The sequence below is a fragment of the Bradyrhizobium sp. SZCCHNGR1005 genome, from assembly GCF_032489995.1.
Taxonomy (GTDB): domain Bacteria; phylum Pseudomonadota; class Alphaproteobacteria; order Rhizobiales; family Xanthobacteraceae; genus Bradyrhizobium.
This window is the reverse complement of the sequence record NZ_JAUEZC010000001.1, coordinates 766,392-785,855: the sequence shown is the minus strand read 5'-3', so window position 1 is coordinate 785,855 and position 19,464 is coordinate 766,392. Positions and strand designations below refer to the sequence as shown.

The following is a 19,464-nucleotide window of genomic DNA, read 5'->3' as shown; positions in this document are numbered from 1 at the left end:
GGTTTGGCTGTCGTCATGCCGGTGGACCGGCTTTGAGAATGGAGGCGCCGGCCTTCGTAAGGGCCTTGAGCTGAGCGGTGGGCGCGTCATGCTCCACGACGAGGTGTGCGATGTCCTTGATCGCGGCGACGCGATGTGGTGCGCGGGTCTCGAGCTTGTCCGTGGTGGCCAGCACGAGAGTCTCTCGACTGACCGAGAGCAGCGTGCGCTTGAATATCGCGTCGGCAGTGTCGATCGCACTGATCCCGCTCTTGGCTGACACCGCACAGGCGCCGAGAAACAGCCGGTCGACGTTCATCTGCCCGATCGTGAGAACCGCACCGGCATCGACACTGCCGCCGATCACCGGATCGACGGCGCCGCCGATCATGATGAGCTTCAGGTCCTGGCGTTGCAGCACCGCAGTTGCGATGTCGATCGAATTGGTCGCAATCGTGAGCTCGGCATCCTCGGGCAGGAATTCGGTCAGCGCCAGATTGGTGCTGCCGCTGTCGAGAAAAATGAATTCGCCGGTCCTGATCGCCGTAGCCGCAGCACGCGCCAGCGCTTGCTTGCGCTCACGATCTGCGCCGATGCGAGCCGCCATCGGCAACCATCCCGGCGTGATCGGCAGCGCCCCGCCATAGACGCGGCGACAAAGTCCTTCGGCCGCCAGCGCCCGCAGATCGCGCCGGATCGCGTCCTCGGAGACGTCGAATTCGGCCGCCAGCGCTGCTGCAATGACCGATTGTCCCTGTGCCAGGCGTTCGCCGATCAGGTCCCGCCGCGCCATCGGAATTTCGTCTGACATGGCCGAGACCCTATCATGCAAAAACAAGAATAACAACGTGCATAAACGTGCAAACATCCGAAGGTCAGCGCGGATCGTCCTTGCCGGCCTTCGCCGGATCTCCCTGCGTGCCTTGAATATCGATGCGTCAAAAAGCCAAATTTGCTTGAGCTTCCAGGCGGATCACCCCAGTCCAGATGCTCCGCGAAAAATATTTTGATTTCTATTTTTCAGAAATCGTGGTTGTCTAGGGCATCCCGCCTCGATGAAGAGGGACGTGCGCATCGTCGCGATACGTGGAGGCGGGGAGCGGTGGCCGCGAGAGTGTCAGGCGCTGTTGCGCAAGACGACTGACGCTGTTGCGGACGGCCAAGCCGCGTGGTCCTGACACCCCGACGCTGGTGTCCTCGCGCTGATGCGTCTGCATCATGCGCGGATATGGTGGCCAACAAGCCCGGTGCACCAGGGAGAGCGCGGAGCAACCGTTAAACCCATCGCGCAGGGAATGCCGGATCGTTCGGCTGGACCTGTGGTACCTGCCGCCTGCATTTTTTTCGCAGGCGGGCCATGGGTTGCGGCCAGCGCCCGGCATTCCCTGCGCCTCTTTGCTTTCGGAGGCGGCTCACGATCCATAATTCGGGCGCGAACGCGCCGCGAAGGCGAGGAGGCGCGCCTTGCTCGTCCCGGTCCGGGCGGAACTGGCGTGACCGATGCTGCGGATCGTCGGCGTTCGGTCGCTTGACCTTTTGTCGAAATGGGGCTGGATGCGAGATGGATTTACCGGTGCAGGCGCGCGTGAGGAGAAGTGAGTGAGCGCAAAGTCAGTGGACGCCAAGCCCGCCTTTGTTGCTGTCGATTGGGGCACGTCGAGCTTTCGCGGCTGGCTGATATCGGCAGCAGGAGACGTGCTTGCCGAAAGCCGCGGGCCCGAAGGCATGTTGCATTGTGCGGCGACCGGTTTCGCGCCGGTGCTGCGCGATCATCGCGCCAAGCTCGGCGCGCCCGACGATCTGCCGGTGTTGATTTGCGGCATGGCCGGCGCCAAGCAGGGCTGGGTCGAGGCGCCGTATGTGCGGACGCCGACCCGGCTCGACAGCCTGCATGAAGGAGCGGTTCATCTCGAGGCTGGTGGTGACATCCGCATCCTGCCTGGGCTCGCCCAGGCGCGAGCTGATCAGCCGGATGTCATGCGTGGCGAGGAAACGCAGCTGCTCGGCGTCACCGAGCCCGATTTCACCGGGCTGGTCTGCATTCCCGGCACGCACAGCAAGTGGATCGCGATCGAAGCCGGCCGCGTGAGCGAATTCACGACCTACATGACGGGAGAGCTGTTTGCGGTGATCTCACAGCACAGCATCCTCGCCCATGCGGTGGAGCCGTCGGCTGCGCCAGCAGCGGAGAGCACGGCGTTTCGCGACGCGCTTGCCGCCGCGCAAGTCTCTCCGAGCGGATTGACCACGTCGCTGTTTCGGCTGCGGGCCGCGCAGCTGCTCGGCTTCGCGCAGCGCGCCGACGGGGCTGCGACCCTGTCCGGTCTCCTGATCGGCACGGAACTCGCCGATGCGTCCCGACGTTTCCGCGGCGAGCGGGCCGTGCGTCTGATTGGCGCCGGCGCGCTCGGTCTGCTCTATCAGCAGGCGCTGGCGCAGGCCGGCTTTGCCGTCACCGTCGTCGATGCCGAGCAGGCCTCGCGGCAAGGCCTTGCCAAGGCCGCTTTGCAGATTTGGGGAGCTCAGTTCTGAACATGACGCAGTCGATATCCTGGCCCAAGGTGAAACGTTCGCTGGTCGCGATCCTACGCGGCATCAAGCCGGAGGAAGCGGAGGCAATCGTCGGTGTGCTGATCGAGAGCGGCTTCGAGCTGATCGAGGTCCCGCTGAACTCGCCCGATCCCTTCGTGTCCATCGAGCGCCTGTGCAAGCGCTTCGGCGGCGACGTGTTCATCGGCGCCGGCACCGTGCTCAGCGCTGCCGATTGCGCGCGCCTCGCCGATGTCGGCGGCCGCTTGATGGTCAGCCCCAATGTCGATCCCGATGTGCTGGCGACGGCGGGCGCGCGGGGCCTGGTGACCATGCCCGGCGTGTTTTCGCCGACGGAAGCCTTTCTGGCGCTGCGCTCCGGCGCGTCCGCGCTGAAGTTTTTTCCGGCTTCCGTGCTCGGGCCTTCGGGCATCTCGGCGCAGCTCGCCGTGCTTCCGAAGGGCGTGGTGGTCGGCGCCGTCGGCGGTGTGTCGGACAAGAATCTTTCCGATTATGCCGCGGCGGGAGTTCGCGCCTTCGGCTTGGGATCAAGTCTCTACAAGCCGGGCATGACGGCCGCGCAGGTGCGTGACACCGCGCTTGCCTCCGTGCGCGCCTATGATGCCGCAATGGCGCGATGAGCAGGGCGAACCGAGCGGGGAGCAGCGGAACCCGTGCGACGGTTTTGTGAAACTTCTTTGACGCGGGAGCGTTGGAACGGAACCCTTTCATGAAGCTCCAGGATGCCCGTGTTCGACGCGTTGGAGAAGGTGACGCATTCGCCGCTTGCCGGCATGTTCGACAAAGCTCATCCGAAGCCGCTGGTGAGGGTGCAGCCGACGAAACCCGATATCGCCATCGCCGATGCAATCGCACATCACGCAAGGCCCGCACCTGAAAAGCTCGGGCGCGCTCTCTCCTGGGGCGCAGACGAGCATGTGCTGCTTGCACTGGCTGCTCTGGGCTGGGTTGCTACACGCGGTCAGGAGAAATCGGTGCGCCGCGTGGCCGATCACATGCTGCTGCTGACGGCCGCCGCGTCGGTGCTGCCGCATCTCCTCAAGAGGTACATCGATCAAACCCGCCCTGACCGCGAGACCCTGCTCGGTCATATCAACGGGATTTCCTATTCCGGCAAACGCGAGGACGCTTTCCCCTCCGGCCACGCCTTGCACATGGGAGCGGTCGCCTCCGCGGCAGGCCTGCTGCCCTCGCGCCCGCGCGCGCTCATTCGCAGCGTTGCCGTTGGCCTGTCGCTGACACGGGTGCTCATCCTGGCGCATTGGGCCAGCGACGTCGTCGCAGGCTTCGTCATGGGCGTGGCGCTCGACCGCATTCTCCGCCTGGTGACCGGATGTCCGACGCAGCTCTCGCTGGCGCCTGTTCGCGACAAGAAGCCGGAGGGGCGTTCATGAGCGAATATCTGCTTCGCTTCGTCCTCGGCGGCCTCGTGGTCTCCGCTTTCGCCGTGCTTGGCGACGTGCTGCGTCCAAAGACTTTTGCCGGCCTGTTCAGCGCGGCGCCGTCGGTGGCGCTGGCGACACTTGGCATCGCGATCGCCGTCCATGGCGCCGAATATGCCGCCATCCAGAGCCGCTCGATGATGTTCGGTGCCATCGCGCTCGCGATCTACAGCATCGTTGTTTGCCAACTCCTGATGCGGGCGCGCATGCGCGCCTTCTCCGCGACCCTGCTTGCGCTCACGGTCTGGCTGATCGCGGCGCTCGGCCTGCAGGCGCTGTTTCCGGGAGGCGCCTGATGCTGATCGGCTTCTCGCTGTCCTCGCTGAAGGAGGGCCGCTGGTACGAACACGTCGTGCGCTTTGCCCTCGGCGGCGCCGTGACCGTGGTGGCCGGATTGATTGCGCGCGGGTTCGGTCCCGCGCTCGGCGGCCTGTTCTTGGCTCTGCCCGCGATCTTCTGCGCCAGCGCCACGCTGATCGAGGGGGACGAGAAACGGCGCAAGCGCGAGGCCGGCCTCGGTGGGACCAGGCGCGGGCAAGAGGCTGCGGCCCTGGATTCGGTCGGCGCCACGGTTGGCAGTCTTGGCCTGCTGGCCTTTGCAGCTTGTTTTCTGCTGCTGGTCCGTCACAGCATTCCCGCCGCCTTCATTGCAGCCTCCGCTGCATGGCTCGGGGTTTCGGTCGGTGTCTGGTGGGGCCGCCAACAGTGGCGGGCAGCACTTCGCCGACGCGCGACGGAGACCGCGAGCCCCGAACGGATCCGTCCGTCCGGTAAGTCGCTGTCGCATGCCGGAGCGTCGCGGCGAGGTCGATGGCTGCGGGCAGAGACGCGTTCAGGGCGGCGTGGGAAGCAGGGCAGCGTTGCGTGATTTTGTGAGAAAATAGATTGAATTCAAACGATTTTGCTTCAAGTAATTACCCAATGCAAGGCTCCGCTTCAAATGCGCGTCTGCGCTTCGGTTTTGCCCTGGTCGGCCTCGGCCGCCGTTGGCGGCGCGCGCTCGACGCGCGAATGGCCGCGCTCGGCCTGTCGGATGCCGCCTGGCCGCCGCTGGTGCATTTGGATCGGGCCGGCGATGGCATCACCCAGAACGAGCTCGCCGTCCGCTGCGGCATCGACGGGTCGACCTTGGTGCGGCTGCTCGACATTCTCGGCGAGCAGGGGCTGGTCGAGCGGCGGGTGTCGCCGACCGACCGTCGCGCGCGGCTCATCTTTCTCACCGCAAAGGGGCGGCGCGCGCTGACGTCGGTCTATCGCATCCTGCACCAGGCGGAGGTCGCGATGCTGAAGGATGTCGACGACGAGCACCTGCAGGCGACGCTCGAGGTCTTCGCGCAGATCGAGCACCGGCTGGCAAAGGAAGACAAGCCATGACGATCCAAGCGCTCGCGCGCCTCGGCTTCGAGCCGCCGAAGCTCGCCTTCGCCTTGCGCACGGCGATTGCTGCCTCGCTCGGGCTTCTGCTGGCCTGGCTACTCGGGCTCGAACATCCGCAGTGGTCTGCGATGACGGTGTGGGCGGCGTCGCAGCCGCTGCGTGGCCACCTCCTGGAAAAAAGCGCTGCACGGTTCGCCGGCACCATCGTCGGCGCGCTGTTCGGCATGGGCCTGGTGCTGATGTCGCGTGGAGAGCCCTGGGTGCTCGTGATCGGCATCGCCGCGTGGATCGGCCTCTGCGCCTTCATCGGCAATCTGGTTCGCGGCTACGCGTCCTACGCCGCGATGCTGTCCGGTTATTCCGCTGCGATGGTGGCGCTGCTCGATGCCGCCCATCCCGAACATGTGCTGGCATTGGGGATCGACCGGGTGCTCACGGTCGCGGTCGGTATCGTGGCGGCCTTGATCGTAGGCCTGCTGTTCGCAGCTGCCGGCGACGACGTCACGGTGATCGAAAAGGCGCGCAGTCTGAGCGCCCGTATTGTTGGCGATCTCGTCGCGCGACTGCATGGGGCTCCGGTTTCGGAGAACGAGCAGCGGTCGATCCTCTCGGACATTGCCGCCCTGGAAGGCACGCTCGATCTGCACAGTGCCGGCTCGCGCCAGGGGCGCCGGCTGGTCAAGAAGATTCGGGCGCTGCTGGCCGCGCAGGTGGCGGCTGTGCTGTGGCTGCGATCGGATGTGGCCCCAGCGATTATGCTATCCGACCAAATCCTCGAGGGAGCCGAACGGTGCGCGACATCGGATCCGGAGCGGGCGCTTGAATTGCTGCGTCAGGCCATCGGCGCGGCAGATCCGAGGGATGATCTCACGACGGTGCTGGACGAACTGGCGGCCGCAACCTGCGACCTTGGTGACCTCGAAGGCGATTCCGCCGCCGAACTCGATCTGCATCGCGATTGGCTGCTGGCGCGTCGCGCCATGCTGCGGGCCATGATCGGACTGCTTGCGACCGGCGCCATCTGGCTTGCGACCGGCTGGGACATGGGCGGCTTCATGATGCTGGGCACCGCGATCATGCTGTCGATCTTCTCGACCTTCGAGAACCCGGCATCGATGCTGCGCCATGTCCTGGTCGGACAATTGCTCGGTACTGCGTTCGCCCTGATCTGCCGCTGGCTGGTCTGGCCGCTCGCGAACGGCCCGCTCGAGCTGGTCGTCGCCATGATGCCCTTCATTCTGCTCGGCGCGCCCTTGTTTGCGCACCGGCTGACGCAGCGCATGGCGTTCGACTACAATATGGTGCTGCTCTTGATGTTGCAGCCGGCCTGGCCGCAGACGATGACGCTCGAACATTCGTTGATGGCAAGCCTTGCCGTCATCATCGGTCCTGCTGTTGGCCTGGTCGCGTTCCAGCTGATTTATCCTATCGACAGCCGCGGGCGCTACGAGGCCGTCCGCACCGCCATGATCGACGATCTGGAGCACCTTGCGGCAAGCGCGCTTCGGTCGACACGGCGACGGAGATGGCGCGCGCTGCTGCATCATCGCATTCTGCTGGCGACTTATTGGGGCGAGCGCGCCTCATTGCCGGCGTCGCGGCTGGCCGAGGATGCGCTGGCGCTGCTCTGCGTCGCAGAGGCAATCGAGCATCTTGCCGACTTTGCGATCGTCGCCTCCTCGCAGGGGCTCCAGCGGCGACTGACTGCAACGTTGAAGCGCCTGCACCGGGTGGGCGCGGACCCCGCACGCGCGGCGCGGGCCTTACTCGCGGCGGCGCGAGGGTTATCCGTGGAGACCTCCGGCACCGCGCAGGTTCTGGCGCAAGCCGCCGGCAAGCTCATCGAGCGGCCCGCAGCTTTTCGCAAGCTGCGGGCTGCCACTGATTAGCTGGCCGCGGCATGGATCTCCGGCGGCGCGCTGACGGCTTCATCATGCGATCGCGCGAACACCTGCAGAGCCTCGGCCATCTGCATGCGCCCGCTGACGCCGGTGATGATGACGTCGACCATCGTGAACGACGAATGGAAGTGACCATGCGCCTTCAGCTGGCCGACCGGAACGCCGGCGGCCGCCAAAGCCTCGGCATAAGCAATGCCTTCGTCGCGCAACGGATCGAACTCGCAGGTGACGATATAGGCCGGCGGCAGGTCGGCGAGCTTGCCGCGCAGGGGCGAGACGCGCGGATCGGTGCGGTCGGCCGGCGAGCAATAGATGTCCCAGAACCAGTACATCAGCGAGCGGGTCAGGAAGTAGCCGGTCGCGTTCTCGGTATAAGAGGGGCGATCGAAGCTGCAGTCGGTGACCGGACAAATAAGCAGCTGCCCGCCGATAGCAGGTCCGCCACGGTCGCGCGCGAGCTGGCAGGTGGCGGCAGCGATGTTGCCGCCCGCGCTCCAGCCCGCGACCAGCACCGGGCCGTTGCGGCCGCCGAGTTCGGCCGCATGGTCGGCGACCCAGCGCGTCGCCGCGTAGCCGTCTTCCGCTGCGGCCGGGAAACGGTGCTCCGGCGCGTGGCGGTAGTCCACGCTGACGAAGATCATGTTGGAGCGGCGGCACATGTCGCGGCAGAACGGATCATCGGATTGCTCGTCACCAAGCACCCAGCCGCCGCCATGGAAATAGACCACGATCGGATGTGGTCCCGGTGTTGCCGGGCGATACAGCCGATAGCGCAGGGGACCATCGGCGCCTTGCAAGGTGCCGTCCTTGACTTCACCGACCGGCCGGCCCGGCGGCCGCGTTGTATTGAACTGCGCGACGAACTCGCGCGCGCCTTGCGCGCCCATGGATTCGATCGGCGGCAGGTTCATCTCGGCGAGCATGTTCAACACCAGCCGCACGTCCGGCTGCAGCCGCACGATTTCGCCGTCGTTACATTGCGTGGCGCCGTTCGGTCCGCTCAGCTTGAAGCCGAGCATGCCGCGGCTGACAATTTCGTTGCAGATGCTGCGGTAGGGACCGACGCCGCCTGTATAAGGCATCACGCCCTGCGGTTTGCCCGGCACGTTGGCGCCCGTATACCAGGTGTTGGCCAGGCGATGCAGCGTCAGCATCGCGCAGTCGGCCATGTGTCGCGCCCAACCGGCCTGCGCGGTCTCGGTCGCTTCCATGGCAGTGAAGCCGGACTCGCGCATCGCGATCAGCCGATCGACCACCCAGTCGACATGCTGCTCGATCGAGACCGCCATATTGGAGAGCACCGACGGGCTGCCCGGCCCGGTGATCAGGAACAGATTGGGGAAGCCGGTAACGGTCAGGCCGAGATAAGTCTCGGGACCGTGGGCCCAGAGGTCGGACAACGATTTGCCGCCGCGTCCCATGATCGGATGCACCGCCCTGATCGCGCCGGTCATCGCATCGAAGCCGGTTGCGAACACGATGATGTCGATATCGAAGCTGCGCTTCTCCGTCTTGATGCCGTTCGCGGTGATCGCCGTGATCGGCTCCTGGCGCAGGTTGACCAAGGTGACATTCGGCCGGTTGAACGTGGCGTAGTAGTTGGTGTCGAGGCAGGGCCGCTTGGCGCCGAACGGATGATCGTGTGGGGTCAATGCCGCCGCGGTGTCGGGATTCTTGACGATCTCGTGGATCTTCTCGCGGATCAGATCGGCGAGCAGTGCATTGCCGTCGGGGTCGACGCCCTGATCCGCCCAGAGCTGAGTCAGCATGCCGACGAGATCGCCTGCCGCCCACAGCGTCTCGAACCGCGCGCGGCGTTCGGCCTCGTTCATCTGCCAGCTATATTCGGTCGCGGGCGGCAACGGCACGCCGGCGAGCGACCACCGCGCCTGTTCGCGGAAGGTGGCGCGATCCTGCGCCAATTGGGCGGCGCGATCCTGCGGCACCGGGCCGTTATGTGCTGGAAGCGCGAAGTTCGGTGTGCGCTGAAATACGATCAGCTGCGCGGCCTGCTCGGCGATCACGGGTATCGACTGGATCCCGGACGATCCCGTGCCGATGACGGCAACGCGCTTGCCGGCGAATGTCACCTCGTCTTTCGGCCAGCGGCTGGTGAAGTGGATCTCGCCCTTGAAGTCCTGGACGCCATCGATCTCCGGCGGCTTCGGCTGCGACAGGCAGCCGGTCGCCATGATGTAATGGCGGCAGGATACGGCAGGTCCCTTGTCGGTGGTCAGCAGCCAGCGCTCGCTGGTTTCGTCCCAATTTGCCGCGATGACCTTGGTGCCGAAACGGATATCGCGCCTCAGATCGTAGCGGTCGGCGACGAAGCCGAGATAACGCAGGATCTCAGGCTGGGTGGCGTATTTCTCCGACCAATGCCAAGCGCTGTCGAGCTCTGGGTCGAAAGTGTAGCTGTAGTCGACCGTCTGGATGTCGCAGCGCGCGCCGGGATAGCGGTTCCAATACCAAGTGCCCCCGACGTCATCGGCAGTGTCCAGCGCCAGAACCGAAAAACCGGCCTTGCGCAGGCGGTACAGCGCATAGAGGCCGGCGAATCCCGCGCCGACCACCGCAACATCGACCTGTTGCGTCTCGCTGGAGCCCGATTGTGGAGCACTTGCCGTGACCGTTGCGTCTGACATGCGATTCCTCCCGATGATTTTATGGTTGAGACAGGAGGCTAGTTCTGCGCGCGAGATTTGTCATCATGCCAGAAAGCAATCTATGATTGCTGCGCTGCGGTCACATCAGGACGGTGCTGATCTTGCATTGCCGGTGAAAATCCGGCGCGCTGTAGACAACGGCTTGAGAAAGCGACAGAAAGCGCCTTGCGGCAGCGCCGTCCGTGAAGTTTAACGCTTGGCGGGTGTCAGAACCGCTACACTGTCGCAAACCGAAGACTGATTCAGGTACGCCCATGCCGCTATCGCTGCCGAAACAAAAAATTCGTGTCCTGCTCCTGGAGGGCGTGAACGACTCCGCCGTTCGCATGTTCGAGGCCAACGGCTATACCGAGGTGGACCGGCTGCCCAAGGCGCTCGGCGCGGCCGAACTGAAGCGGATGCTGTCCGGCGTGCACATGCTCGGCATTCGCTCGCGGACCCATCTGACCGCCGAAGTGCTGGAGGCTGCCGATCGCCTGATGGTGGTCGGCTGCTTTTCCGTCGGGACCAACCAGGTCGATCTCGACGCGGCGAAGCGGCTCGGCATTCCCGTGTTCAATGCGCCGTATTCGAACACGCGCAGCGTCGCGGAACTCACCATCGCCGAAGTCGTGATGCTGTTCCGCCGCATCTTCCCGCGTTCAGTCTCGGCGCATGCTGGCGGCTGGGACAAGTCGGCGGCGGGCAGCCGTGAGGTCCGCGGCAAGACGCTCGGCATCGTCGGCTACGGCAATATCGGTTCGCAACTATCGAACCTCGCCGAGGCGATGGGCATGCGCGTGATCTTTCACGATCTCACCGACAAGCTTCGTCATGGCAACACCGAGCCGGTCGAGAGCCTCGACGAGCTGTTGGCCATGAGCGATGTGGTCACGCTGCATGTGCCGGAGACGCCGGCCACCGCGAACATGATCGGCGAGCGGCAGATCAGGCACATGAAGGATGGCGCCTATCTGATCAACAATTCGCGCGGTACGGTGGTGGATATCGAGGCGCTTGCAAGCGCGCTGCGCGAAGGCAAGCTCGCCGGTGCCGCGGTCGACGTCTTCCCGGTTGAGCCGGCCTCGAACGCCGATCCATTCGTCTCGCCGCTGCAGGGTCTGCCCAACGTGATCCTCACGCCTCACATCGGTGGTTCCACCGAGGAAGCGCAGGACCGGATCGGCGGCGAGGTCGCGCGCAAGCTGATCGACTATTCCGACGTCGGCTCGACCTTTGGTGCGGTGAATTTTCCGCAGGTGCAGCTGCCGGCGCGCCCGACGGGCACGCGTTTCATCCACGTCCATCGCAACGTTCCGGGCGTGCTCCGCCAGATCAACGAAGCCGTGTCTCGCCACAACATCAATATCCTGGCGCAATATCTGCAGACCGATCCGGAAGTCGGCTATGTCGTGCTGGAAACCGACGTGGTCGGCGGGGAGGGCGAGGCACTGCTCGCCGAGCTGCGGGCGGTCGACGGCACGATCCGGGTGCGTGTGTTGTACGATCACGACCGGCCGTAAGCCGTCCTATCCTTCGGCGGCATATGTAAGGGATCTCTGGCGTCGCGGCGGCCCAGTCCGGAGCAGGGCTTGTTCGACGCCTGGCGTGCGCAACAGCTTCGCCGCGGATTCGAACATCAACGCCTCGTCGTCGCAGGGATGGTTGAGCAGTTCTGCGACGATCCGTCCGGGGCGAGGCGACAGCACAACGATGCGATCGGCGAGACGTACGGCCTCGGCGACGTCGTGAGTAACCAGCAGGGCAGCGATGCCGGCCGTGTCGACCTCGTTTCGGATCAGCCGCTGCATATCTCGCCGCAGGCCAACATCGAGCGCCGAGAACGGCTCGTCCAACAATAACAGATCCGGCGCCACGGCAAGCGCACGCGCGAGGCCAACGCGTTGACGCATGCCGCCGGATAATGCGTGCGGTCGCTTGGCGAGGTCGGCAGTCTCCAGCCCCAGTCGAAGCAGGATGCGAGTCGCGGCGGTTTCGCGCGCGCTCCTCGCCATTCCAGCGGCTTTCAGGCCGAAGCCCGCATTCTCGAGCGCGGTCATCCACCCCGCAAGACGCGCATCTTGGAACACGAACGCGCTGCGCCGGAAGCTGTTGCCGACGGTCCCGGCGCTTGGATGGAGCACGCCGGCTGCAAGCCGCAGCAGCGTGGTTTTGCCGCAACCGGACGGGCCAAGTACGGCAACGAATTCGCCGGATCGCACCGTAAGCGTCAGGCTGTGGATCACGGCCACGTCGGCAAAGTGCATGGCGAGGTTCTCGATCCGGAGCATGCGTCAGCCTGCCTCGAAGCTGGGCGCACGCCGTGTCGCCGCCCACAGACGGAGCGGAGCAACCAATGCGAAATCGCAGGCCAGCACCAGCAGCATCACGAGAATGATCCAGGCCATCGTTTCCGCCAGGTCGAGATGGGCGCGGGCGGTCGCCAGCCGGCCACCAATCCCCGTCCCGCTCCCCATCACCTCCGACATGATGCAGACCTTCCAGGCGAAGCCGAGCGCGGTTGCAGCTGCTGGCACAAGATGGTCGAGCAGTTGCGGCAAGTCGATGTCGATCCATGTCTGCCGGCGCGATGCGTGATAGAGCCGGGCCATTTCGGCAAGGCCCGGATCGCGCGCATCGAGCCCTTGCAAGGCCGAGAGGAAGAGAACCGGGAAAATCGTGATCGCGACCGTGAAGGCCGGCATGAAGCCCGACGCCCCGAACCAGAGAAAGGCGAGCACGAGCCAGGCGACCGGTGGAACGCCGAGAAAGGCTGTCGTAACCGGCCTCAGTGCAAAGCGGAGACGTCGCGATGCTGCCGCGATAGCGGCGAGACCCGTGCCGAGAACGCAGCCGCAGCTCCAACCGGTCAGCGACTGCACGGCCGTGAGCTTCAAGGCCGCGCTAACCTCTCCGCTTTCGGTCAGAGTCAGCAGCTTCCATGCTGCATCCGAAGGTCGAGGCAGCACCAGCGGACCGAATGCACGGGACCCGAACTCCCACGCCACCCACACGGTCGCGAGCCCGGCCGTTCCCCACAGGATGCGTCCCGGAATGGTCACGGTGCCAGATAAAAATCGTCGCCCGGCAGCTTGCCTGCCAGCGCGTCGGGCGCAAGATCGAGGATGGCTTGGTAGAACCGGGTGAGTTCGGTACGTGCGGCTTCCGCCGGAACGATGCTCATGTTGAAATGCTCCAGCGCCTTCTCGAAGATCATCGGGCGCATCTGCATCTTGGCCTCGGCCAGGGCTGCGGCCTCGCTGCGGTTCGCCAGGACCCAATCCTTCGCCTGCGGCAGGCTCTTGCGCAGCGCATTGATCAGCTCCGGCGAATCGTCGAGCAGGCTGGCATGCACGGCGACACCGACCATGGGAATGCCAGTCGTAGCGCCATTCTTGGCGCCGTGCTTGGTCCAGACCTGTTGCAGGCTGATGGCGCGATGAAGCGTGCGGCCCTGTTGAGCGGCCATCATGATCGCGGCGGTGGCTGGCGGCTCCGACAGGATCGCGGCCGTGGCGCGCCCCGCCGCCAGCATTTGTGCCGCCTCCATCCCGGTCTGCACATAAGACAATTTGAGGTCCTCGTCCGGGTCGAGGCCCTCCATCTTGGCACAGGCGCGGAAGACCAGATCCGGCATGTCGTTCCGGAAAAAGCCGAGCACCGGCTGCCCGGCGAGATCGGCGAAGCTCTTGATCCTCTCGTCTTCGGCGACCACCGTGAGGTGCCCCATGCCGAGCAGGCACAACAGCTTCAACGGCATGCCGCGATTGGCGAGGTTGGCGGGTACATGGGTCGGCGTGGAGAACAGTTTGGTATGGCCGCTGACGACAGCGGCGCGCAGATCGTCGGTGTCCCGCCAGAGTCGGAACGTTGCTTCAGGTGCCGCCGATGACAATGCGCCGGAGGCGAGCGCCCGCACCAGCGTAATGGTGGCGCCCGTCGGCGCCCCCAGGATCTCAAGGCCGGGCACCACCTTGGCGAGGCTGCGTCCAAGCGGCAGGGCGGCCAGCGCCGCACCGGCAACGAGGCTGCGACGGGAGAGGAGAGGGAGCGCGGAATGACTCATGGCAGAACTCCGCAAGTTATATCCATGTCAATATAGCATGAGCCGCGCGAAACGGGACGCTGGCGTATTGTCCGGCACATGCCGTGGCGGTGCTCATGGAGCAATCGTCATGCCAGCTGTATTATGGGCGAAACAGCTCAGGAAGCCGCCTGGCCGCTGTCGCCTTCGGGACAGGCCTGTTGATTTGCCTACAGCCTGACAATGCGGCAGAGTGCGTCGATGATATCGCGTTCTGGCTTTGCCTCTGAGAACGACGGCCTCGCGCTGTCGAGATGATGATGACCGGTCAACCGTTGCCTGTGGCGGCTGCTTCCACTGTTCTGAGCACGACAGTGCCGGCGCGGGTGCTGCGACACGACCCACAATACGGGATGTCGACGCTGTTCTTTGCCGACGGCGAGTTGCGGGTGCCGATGGTCGATGCGCCGGTCGACGCGGGTGTGTCGGTGACGATCGAAGCGCGCGACGTCTCGATCGCGTTGTCGCGTCCGATGGACGTTTCCATTACCAACCGCCTGCCCGGGAAAATCGAGGAGATCCTGCCGCTGGAGGCGCCTTACGTCCGAGTCACGCTTGGTCTCGGCGCAACGCGGCTACACGCGTTGGTGACCCTGGAATCGGTCGAGCGCCTGGCGCTCGAGGCCGGCCTGTCGGCCTGGGCGATGATCAAGAGCGTCGCGATCGGACCCGGCGCGGTTCGGCCTTCGGAGCTGCCTCGGCCACGCCGTTGGCCCGCTTCTGATAGTCCGGATCAGTAGCCTTCTGCAGCTCGCCGAGCGCGGCCGTCGTCGCCGTGCGCGTGCGCCGCTCCATCGAGCGGTACAGCGCGATCAGCCGCTCGCCGAACGGCGTGATTTCTGCTCCGCCGCCGCGCCGTCCAGGATGGGTCTCGAACACCGGGGTCTCGAAGGTGCGGTTGAGCGCATCAACCATCAGCCAGCATTTGCGGTAGGAGATGCCGCTTGCGCGCGCTGCCCCGAGAATCGAGCGCTCTCTCCTGATCGTCTCAATCAACAGAAGATCCTCCGGCGTGAGGCGGCCGCCATTGCCGAAATTGATCGTCAGTTCGATCTGTGCCGCGTCCTTCATCCGGTGCCGATCCAGTCGTTGACCGGCCTGATCATGTCACGTGCGTAGGAGGCTGTCACCACCCGGCCCGACCACCCCTCGAGCCAACCGGGGCGCTGTGCGATCTCGGCCTGGACGCATTGGCCAAACTCGCCAGCGAAGTTCCGCCATTCGCTCATCAAGGCCGGCGATACCGATGTGATGATCGGCACCCCCGCGGCAATTGCGGTGCCGAAGGCATCGCTCAGGCCGCGCCCCATCGCCTCCTGCTTGCCGAACTTGCTCAGGATCACGATGTCGGTGCCGCGTGCGATCTGCTCCTGGACCGCGGCGCAGGCGAGCGCAAGTCCTTCGGGGGCGAGACTGCAAGCCTGTGAGCCGGGGCCGAGATCCTGCGAGATCGAGAACACACGGTCGTCATCGAGGCTGCGCAGGACCATGGATTTGCACGGATGGTCATGGTCGGCTGCGCTCTCGACCACGCCGACGACCCGCAGGCCGGTTGCAGAAAGACGCGCCGCGAAGTCGTGCAGCATGCCCTGGATGACTGCGGAGGCGGCACCCTGCAGCGCCACGATCTGACACGTTGCGATCTCGGCAATACCCATGGCAATTCTCCTCATGCGTTGGCGGAGACGCGGCCCGCCTTCCGGTCGGTCTGCATAATGGCGGTGATCGCGGCGATCGCGCTGGTGCCGATGGCATGGCCGCGCTCGTCGATGCCGCTCCAGGATGCGTGCCGACCGCGCGGATCGATCTCCAGCAGCTTGACATCTGCCGGCACGCGCGAGCCGTCACGAGCGATGCCCCGGAGCGCACCGTCCAGCGGCGCAAACACGGGCACTCCGCCGAGCGAGCCGAGCTGAAGTCCCTTGTAGACGCGGGTCCCGATATCGACCGGCGTGTGCCAGATGCCCTCATGATCCGAATAGACGAAGCGTTCGCGGCCGGCACCGCCGAGGCTGCGCGCCTTTCCGTCCGCAAGTTGCGTCGTGCCGTGTGAAATGATCGCCCCCGTTGCGCATGGGTGGGTTTCGATCGCGACGTCGCAGTTGAAGCCGACCGCAAAGTGCGGTCCGATGCCGACTGCGACGCGGGCGACGCCGCGCAGGTCCGGCGTTATGAGGCGCTTCTGCATGCGACCGTCGACGATCACTGCGGGATAGCGGAAGGCGATGATGTCAGTGAGATGCATCTCGGTGACGGCAACGCGGTCGGACTCCCGATGAATCCGGACGATGTCGGCGACCCCCTCGGCACGCTCACCGACAATGCCTGCGAGTTCGCGACGTTCGCCGAACAAGATGTCGTGAAACGCCATGCCGCGGCGGATCACCGGGGGAAAGGGGTCGTGACACATCACCACCGCAAACCGTGCGTCATTGAGCTTGGTCGCGACGGCGGAGGCGATTTCGTTTGTGCCAAGCACAAGCGCGAGGGGTCTTGGTGCGTTGGGGTGCCAGGTGACGGCGGCGGGCTTCATAGGGAGACCTCGTGTTGCGAGATCCTTCATAGCAAGCACCGCGCCAACGGTCGGGAGCGATCTTAAGTATTTGGATTGTCATCAGAAACGGCTGGTCTGGTGTTTTCTCGAGAGTTCCAGCTGTATTGTTTCGTATATAACAACGCATCCTATATTGTCGCGGATATAACAGCGATATGATCGTTTGGATTTGCGGCGCGTCAGACGGACGGCTGTTCGCGGCGTACCAGCGCGACACCTTTGACTTGAGCGTAGACTTCGAGTCCCACCGCGAGATCGAGCTCTTTCCAGGAGCGTTGGGTGACGCGCGAGAGCAGACGTGCGCCGCTGCCGTCGAGGCCGAGGCCGAGCAGCGCGGTCACCCGGTGGTCCGACTGGCTGCGGATGCTCAGGATCTTGGCGCGGAGCACATTGACGATCGTGCTCCGGCTGGGCTGCTCGCGGGCCAGGCTGACGTCGTCGGCCAGGATCCGCAGACGACGATGGTCGCCAATCCGCAGGGGCTCGGCGGGTAAGAGGAATTGGCCGCCGGGCACTGCCAGCGTCGTCATGCCATCGGCTTCGTCTTGGGCGACCACCGTTGCATCGAGGCTGACTGCAGCATCGCGCGATACTGCGAGCGGCAACGCCAGATCAGCCTGCAGGTCGGTGAGCAATCCTGCCGCAATCACACGGCCGCTTTTCATCAGTACCAGCTGATCCGCGAGCCGTTCGACCTCCGCCATATCATGGCTGATATAGAGGATCGGCAGGTCGAGCGCGCCGTGCAGCCGCTCCAGATAGGGCAGGATCTCGTCTTTGGTCATCTGATCGAGTGCCGAGAGCGGCTCGTCCATCAGCAGGAGCTTGGGCTGGCTGAGCAATGCGCGGCCGATCGCGACGCGCTGCCGTTCGCCTCCGGACAGGTTGCGCGGTGAGCGGTCCAAGTGCCGGTCGATCCCGAGCAGCGCCACGACCTCGTCGAAGGCGATCGCGCCGGGATCTGTTTTCGCGGGACGGCCGTACGTCAGGTTGCGGCGGACCGAGAGGTGTGGAAACAGATTGGCTTCCTGGAACACGTAGCCGATCGGACGCTGGTAAACCGGACGGAAGGATTTTTCGTCCTGCCACACATCGCCGGCAACCGAACAGAACCCGGCCTTCATGCGGTTCAGACCCGCGATACAGCGCATCACCGCGGACTTGCCGCAGCCCGACGGACCGAAGATGGCGATCACACCGCGCGCCGGCAGCTCGAATTGGGCGTTCAGTTCGAAGCTTCCAAGGAGCCCGCGAAAATCGACCTTGATGGTGTTGGACGTCATGATGCTAATCGGCTGACCTTCTTCTCGATCAGCATCATGGCGAGGATCACGCAAAAGGAGAAGATCACCATGCCGAGCGCGAGCACCGAGGCCTCGGTCCATTGCGACGTCTCGACATAATCGTAGATCGCGACCGACAGCACCTTCGTCTTGCCGGGGATGTTGCCGCCGATCATCAAGACCACCCCGAACTCGCCGACCGTGTGGGCGAAGCCCAGAATGGCGCCGGTGAGGAAGCCTGGGCTTGCGAGCGGCACCGCGACGGTCCAGAACGCCCGCCAGGGCGAGGCCCGCAAGGTTGCCGCAGCTTCGATGGGCTTATCGCCCATCGCCTCGAACGCGTTGCGGATCGGTTGCACGACAAACGGCATCGAGAACAGCACGGAGCCGATCACCAGCCCTGGGAATGTGAAGGCCAGCGTACGGGCCCCCCATAGCGCCGCAAGCATGCCGCCAGGACCATTCGGCCCCAGCGCCACGAGGAGATAGAATCCGAGCACAGTCGGCGGCAGGACGAGCGGGATCGCCACCAGCGCGGCGATAGCTTCCTTCCACCAGCGTTTCGAGCGCGCGAGCCACCAGGCGATGGGCGTTCCCACGATCATCAGAATGACAGTCGTGAGCGAGGCAAGCTCCAGCGTCAGCCGGACCGGCTGCCAGATATCGCCGGAGAGAGTCATGACGCGCTCAAGCCCAGGGTCTTCCGCTCTCCAACGGGGGCGGCCAACTCTGTGGCCGACATGCGCAGGCGATCAGTATACATCCAACTCCTACGAACCCGACTTCGGATCCAGAGCATAGCCGTATTTCTCGACTACTGCGCGAGCCTCCGGGCTCCTCAGGAAGGTGAGGAACGCGGTGGCGGCTTCGTTACCGGCGGAGGTTTTCAAGAGCACGGCGTCCTGGCGAATCTCCGTATACAGATTTTGCGGCACCAGCCAGCGCGAGCCGCCGGCATTGGGCATCAGCTGCGACAGGGCGACGAAGCCGATCTCGGCATTGCCGGTGTCCACGAACTGAAAGGCCTGCGAGATCGTATTGCCCATCACGATCTTGGGCTGCACCGTGTCGTAGAGTTTGAGCGCCTTCAGGGTCTCGACCGCGGCGGCCCCATAGGGGGCGGCCGTGGGATTGGCGATCGAGAGCTTGTTGAACGCGCCTGCCTTCAGCGTCTCCTCGCCTTTCACGGCATTCGGATCCTTGCTCCAAAGCACGAGCTTGCCGATCGCATAGGTGAAACGGCTGTCCGGCACGCCGAGACCTTCGGCGACCAGTTTTTTCGGCCGTTCATCGTCGGCGGACAGCAGGAGGGCGAAGGGCGCGTTCTCCTTGATCTGGGTGTAGAACTGACCCGACGCGCCGAAGCTCAGCACGACCTCATGGCCGGTCTTGGCCTTGAACAGCGCCGCGATCTCCTTCGCCGGCTCGGTGAAATTGGCGGCAACCGCGACATTGGCGCTGCCGGCAAAGGCGGCCGCGCTGGTGAACAGCCATGTCGTGGCGCAAAGGGCGGCGACCAGTACCGAACGGATCAGTTTCATCACATTAACCTCATTCATCGCGCCGGTCCGGCGCCGCACCCGACAGTTGCCTGCCGCGGCTCGATCGCCTCCGGGCTTCAATGTCTCGAAGCCGACGCTGCCATCGGC

20 protein-coding genes are annotated in these 19,464 nt (G+C 64.9%); 9 read left to right on the top strand and 11 right to left on the bottom strand.

Going from position 1 to position 19,464, the window contains the following annotated elements; all coding sequences use genetic code 11:
* Window positions 1-13 precede the first annotated feature (13 nt).
* Complete coding sequence (locus QXZ85_RS03675; protein WP_315700748.1) at window positions 14-790, bottom strand: DeoR/GlpR family DNA-binding transcription regulator; 777 nt, start codon at window positions 788-790, stop codon at window positions 14-16.
* Window positions 791-1,578: 788 nt separating this feature from the next.
* On the opposite strand from QXZ85_RS03675, the gene QXZ85_RS03670 reads away from it, so the two are divergent.
* The 7 genes from QXZ85_RS03670 (at window position 1,579) to QXZ85_RS03640 (ending at window position 7,237) form a co-directional block, all read left to right on the top strand.
* On the top strand, window positions 1,579-2,511 hold the full coding sequence (locus QXZ85_RS03670; RefSeq protein ID WP_315700747.1) for a 2-dehydro-3-deoxygalactonokinase: 933 nt from the start codon (window positions 1,579-1,581) through the stop codon (window positions 2,509-2,511).
* Between the two features lie 2 nt (window positions 2,512-2,513).
* Window positions 2,514-3,149: a 2-dehydro-3-deoxy-6-phosphogalactonate aldolase gene (locus tag QXZ85_RS03665; RefSeq protein ID WP_315767345.1), complete on the top strand. Its 636-nt coding sequence runs from the start codon at window positions 2,514-2,516 to the stop codon at window positions 3,147-3,149.
* A gap of 102 nt (window positions 3,150-3,251) precedes the next feature.
* Entirely contained in the window at window positions 3,252-3,923 is a 672-nt protein-coding gene (locus tag QXZ85_RS03660; protein ID WP_315766643.1) for a phosphatase PAP2 family protein, read from the top strand.
* Window positions 3,920-4,267 (top strand): DUF3147 family protein, encoded by a 348-nt coding sequence (locus QXZ85_RS03655; RefSeq protein WP_315700744.1) that lies wholly within the window; start codon window positions 3,920-3,922, stop codon window positions 4,265-4,267. Before QXZ85_RS03660 ends, QXZ85_RS03655 begins: the two co-directional genes overlap by 4 nt.
* Window positions 4,267-4,839 (top strand): hypothetical protein, encoded by a 573-nt coding sequence (locus QXZ85_RS03650; RefSeq protein WP_315700743.1) that lies wholly within the window; start codon window positions 4,267-4,269, stop codon window positions 4,837-4,839. Before QXZ85_RS03655 ends, QXZ85_RS03650 begins: the two co-directional genes overlap by 1 nt.
* 53 nt (window positions 4,840-4,892) lie before the next feature.
* Complete coding sequence (locus QXZ85_RS03645) at window positions 4,893-5,345, top strand: MarR family winged helix-turn-helix transcriptional regulator (RefSeq protein ID WP_315700742.1); 453 nt, start codon at window positions 4,893-4,895, stop codon at window positions 5,343-5,345.
* Window positions 5,342-7,237, top strand: coding sequence for an FUSC family protein (locus QXZ85_RS03640; protein ID WP_315700741.1), 1,896 nt, complete (start codon window positions 5,342-5,344; stop codon window positions 7,235-7,237). Before QXZ85_RS03645 ends, QXZ85_RS03640 begins: the two co-directional genes overlap by 4 nt.
* On the opposite strand, the gene QXZ85_RS03635 is transcribed toward QXZ85_RS03640, so the two are convergent.
* Window positions 7,234-9,894, bottom strand: coding sequence for a flavin-containing monooxygenase (locus QXZ85_RS03635; protein WP_315767346.1), 2,661 nt, complete (start codon window positions 9,892-9,894; stop codon window positions 7,234-7,236). The genes QXZ85_RS03640 and QXZ85_RS03635 overlap by 4 nt on opposite strands.
* A gap of 275 nt (window positions 9,895-10,169) precedes the next feature.
* On the opposite strand from QXZ85_RS03635, the gene serA reads away from it, so the two are divergent.
* Window positions 10,170-11,417: a phosphoglycerate dehydrogenase gene (serA, locus tag QXZ85_RS03630; protein WP_315700739.1), complete on the top strand. Its 1,248-nt coding sequence runs from the start codon at window positions 10,170-10,172 to the stop codon at window positions 11,415-11,417.
* Window positions 11,418-11,423: 6 nt separating this feature from the next.
* Here the strand turns inward: serA and QXZ85_RS03625 are convergent, their stop codons facing one another.
* The 3 genes from QXZ85_RS03625 to QXZ85_RS03615 are packed head-to-tail and all read right to left on the bottom strand — an operon-like array spanning window position 11,424 to window position 13,960.
* The gene (locus tag QXZ85_RS03625; RefSeq protein ID WP_315700738.1) at window positions 11,424-12,185 is read right to left on the bottom strand and encodes an ABC transporter ATP-binding protein; all 762 of its coding nucleotides are present in this window, start codon (window positions 12,183-12,185) and stop codon (window positions 11,424-11,426) included.
* Window positions 12,186-12,188: 3 nt separating this feature from the next.
* The gene (locus QXZ85_RS03620) at window positions 12,189-12,956 is read right to left on the bottom strand and encodes an ABC transporter permease (RefSeq protein ID WP_315700737.1); all 768 of its coding nucleotides are present in this window, start codon (window positions 12,954-12,956) and stop codon (window positions 12,189-12,191) included.
* Window positions 12,953-13,960, bottom strand: a complete 1,008-nt coding sequence (locus QXZ85_RS03615) for an ABC transporter substrate-binding protein (protein WP_315700736.1) — start codon at window positions 13,958-13,960, stop codon at window positions 12,953-12,955. The genes QXZ85_RS03620 and QXZ85_RS03615 overlap by 4 nt, the downstream gene beginning before the upstream one ends.
* Window positions 13,961-14,238: 278 nt before the next feature.
* Here QXZ85_RS03615 and QXZ85_RS03610 point away from each other — a divergent pair, with 278 nt between their 5' ends.
* Window positions 14,239-14,718, top strand: a complete 480-nt coding sequence (locus QXZ85_RS03610) for a TOBE domain-containing protein (protein ID WP_315700735.1) — start codon at window positions 14,239-14,241, stop codon at window positions 14,716-14,718.
* On the opposite strand, the gene QXZ85_RS03605 is transcribed toward QXZ85_RS03610, so the two are convergent.
* The 6 genes from QXZ85_RS03605 to modA all read right to left on the bottom strand — a co-directional run bounded on the left by QXZ85_RS03605 (window position 14,627) and on the right by modA (window position 19,356).
* Entirely contained in the window at window positions 14,627-15,049 is a 423-nt protein-coding gene (locus QXZ85_RS03605; RefSeq protein WP_315700734.1) for a winged helix-turn-helix domain-containing protein, read from the bottom strand. The genes QXZ85_RS03610 and QXZ85_RS03605 overlap by 92 nt on opposite strands.
* Window positions 15,046-15,636, bottom strand: coding sequence for a DUF2478 domain-containing protein (locus tag QXZ85_RS03600; protein WP_315700733.1), 591 nt, complete (start codon window positions 15,634-15,636; stop codon window positions 15,046-15,048). Before QXZ85_RS03600 ends, QXZ85_RS03605 begins: the two co-directional genes overlap by 4 nt.
* Before the next feature lie 11 nt (window positions 15,637-15,647).
* The gene (locus QXZ85_RS03595; protein ID WP_315767347.1) at window positions 15,648-16,511 is read right to left on the bottom strand and encodes a xanthine dehydrogenase; all 864 of its coding nucleotides are present in this window, start codon (window positions 16,509-16,511) and stop codon (window positions 15,648-15,650) included.
* A 200-nt stretch (window positions 16,512-16,711) separates the two neighbouring features.
* Window positions 16,712-17,815, bottom strand: a complete 1,104-nt coding sequence (gene modC / locus QXZ85_RS03590; RefSeq protein ID WP_315700731.1) for a molybdenum ABC transporter ATP-binding protein — start codon at window positions 17,813-17,815, stop codon at window positions 16,712-16,714.
* The gene (modB, locus tag QXZ85_RS03585; RefSeq protein ID WP_315700730.1) at window positions 17,812-18,495 is read right to left on the bottom strand and encodes a molybdate ABC transporter permease subunit; all 684 of its coding nucleotides are present in this window, start codon (window positions 18,493-18,495) and stop codon (window positions 17,812-17,814) included. The genes modC and modB overlap by 4 nt, the downstream gene beginning before the upstream one ends.
* A 90-nt stretch (window positions 18,496-18,585) precedes the next feature.
* Complete coding sequence (gene modA / locus QXZ85_RS03580; protein WP_315728445.1) at window positions 18,586-19,356, bottom strand: molybdate ABC transporter substrate-binding protein; 771 nt, start codon at window positions 19,354-19,356, stop codon at window positions 18,586-18,588.
* Window positions 19,357-19,464 lie beyond the last annotated feature (108 nt).

Excerpts from the sequence above, each read along its gene's own strand:
- modA (WP_315728445.1), bottom strand. The coding sequence starts at position 19,356 with ATGAAACTGATCCGTTCGGTACTGGTCGCCGCCCTTTGCGCCACGACA.
- QXZ85_RS03650 (WP_315700743.1), top strand. The coding sequence starts at position 4,267 with ATGCTGATCGGCTTCTCGCTGTCCTCGCTGAAGGAGGGCCGCTGGTAC.
- serA (WP_315700739.1), top strand. The coding sequence starts at position 10,170 with ATGCCGCTATCGCTGCCGAAACAAAAAATTCGTGTCCTGCTCCTGGAG.
- QXZ85_RS03605 (WP_315700734.1), bottom strand. The coding sequence starts at position 15,049 with ATGAAGGACGCGGCACAGATCGAACTGACGATCAATTTCGGCAATGGC.
- QXZ85_RS03600 (WP_315700733.1), bottom strand. The coding sequence starts at position 15,636 with ATGGGTATTGCCGAGATCGCAACGTGTCAGATCGTGGCGCTGCAGGGT.
- modC (WP_315700731.1), bottom strand. The coding sequence starts at position 17,815 with ATGACGTCCAACACCATCAAGGTCGATTTTCGCGGGCTCCTTGGAAGC.
- QXZ85_RS03640 (WP_315700741.1), top strand. The coding sequence starts at position 5,342 with ATGACGATCCAAGCGCTCGCGCGCCTCGGCTTCGAGCCGCCGAAGCTC.
- QXZ85_RS03660 (WP_315766643.1), top strand. The coding sequence starts at position 3,252 with ATGCCCGTGTTCGACGCGTTGGAGAAGGTGACGCATTCGCCGCTTGCC.
- QXZ85_RS03595 (WP_315767347.1), bottom strand. The coding sequence starts at position 16,511 with ATGAAGCCCGCCGCCGTCACCTGGCACCCCAACGCACCAAGACCCCTC.
- QXZ85_RS03615 (WP_315700736.1), bottom strand. The coding sequence starts at position 13,960 with ATGAGTCATTCCGCGCTCCCTCTCCTCTCCCGTCGCAGCCTCGTTGCC.
- QXZ85_RS03625 (WP_315700738.1), bottom strand. The coding sequence starts at position 12,185 with ATGCTCCGGATCGAGAACCTCGCCATGCACTTTGCCGACGTGGCCGTG.
- QXZ85_RS03610 (WP_315700735.1), top strand. The coding sequence starts at position 14,239 with ATGACCGGTCAACCGTTGCCTGTGGCGGCTGCTTCCACTGTTCTGAGC.
- QXZ85_RS03635 (WP_315767346.1), bottom strand. The coding sequence starts at position 9,894 with ATGTCAGACGCAACGGTCACGGCAAGTGCTCCACAATCGGGCTCCAGC.
- QXZ85_RS03665 (WP_315767345.1), top strand. The coding sequence starts at position 2,514 with ATGACGCAGTCGATATCCTGGCCCAAGGTGAAACGTTCGCTGGTCGCG.
- QXZ85_RS03675 (WP_315700748.1), bottom strand. The coding sequence starts at position 790 with ATGTCAGACGAAATTCCGATGGCGCGGCGGGACCTGATCGGCGAACGC.
- modB (WP_315700730.1), bottom strand. The coding sequence starts at position 18,495 with ATGACTCTCTCCGGCGATATCTGGCAGCCGGTCCGGCTGACGCTGGAG.
- QXZ85_RS03645 (WP_315700742.1), top strand. The coding sequence starts at position 4,893 with ATGCAAGGCTCCGCTTCAAATGCGCGTCTGCGCTTCGGTTTTGCCCTG.
- QXZ85_RS03655 (WP_315700744.1), top strand. The coding sequence starts at position 3,920 with ATGAGCGAATATCTGCTTCGCTTCGTCCTCGGCGGCCTCGTGGTCTCC.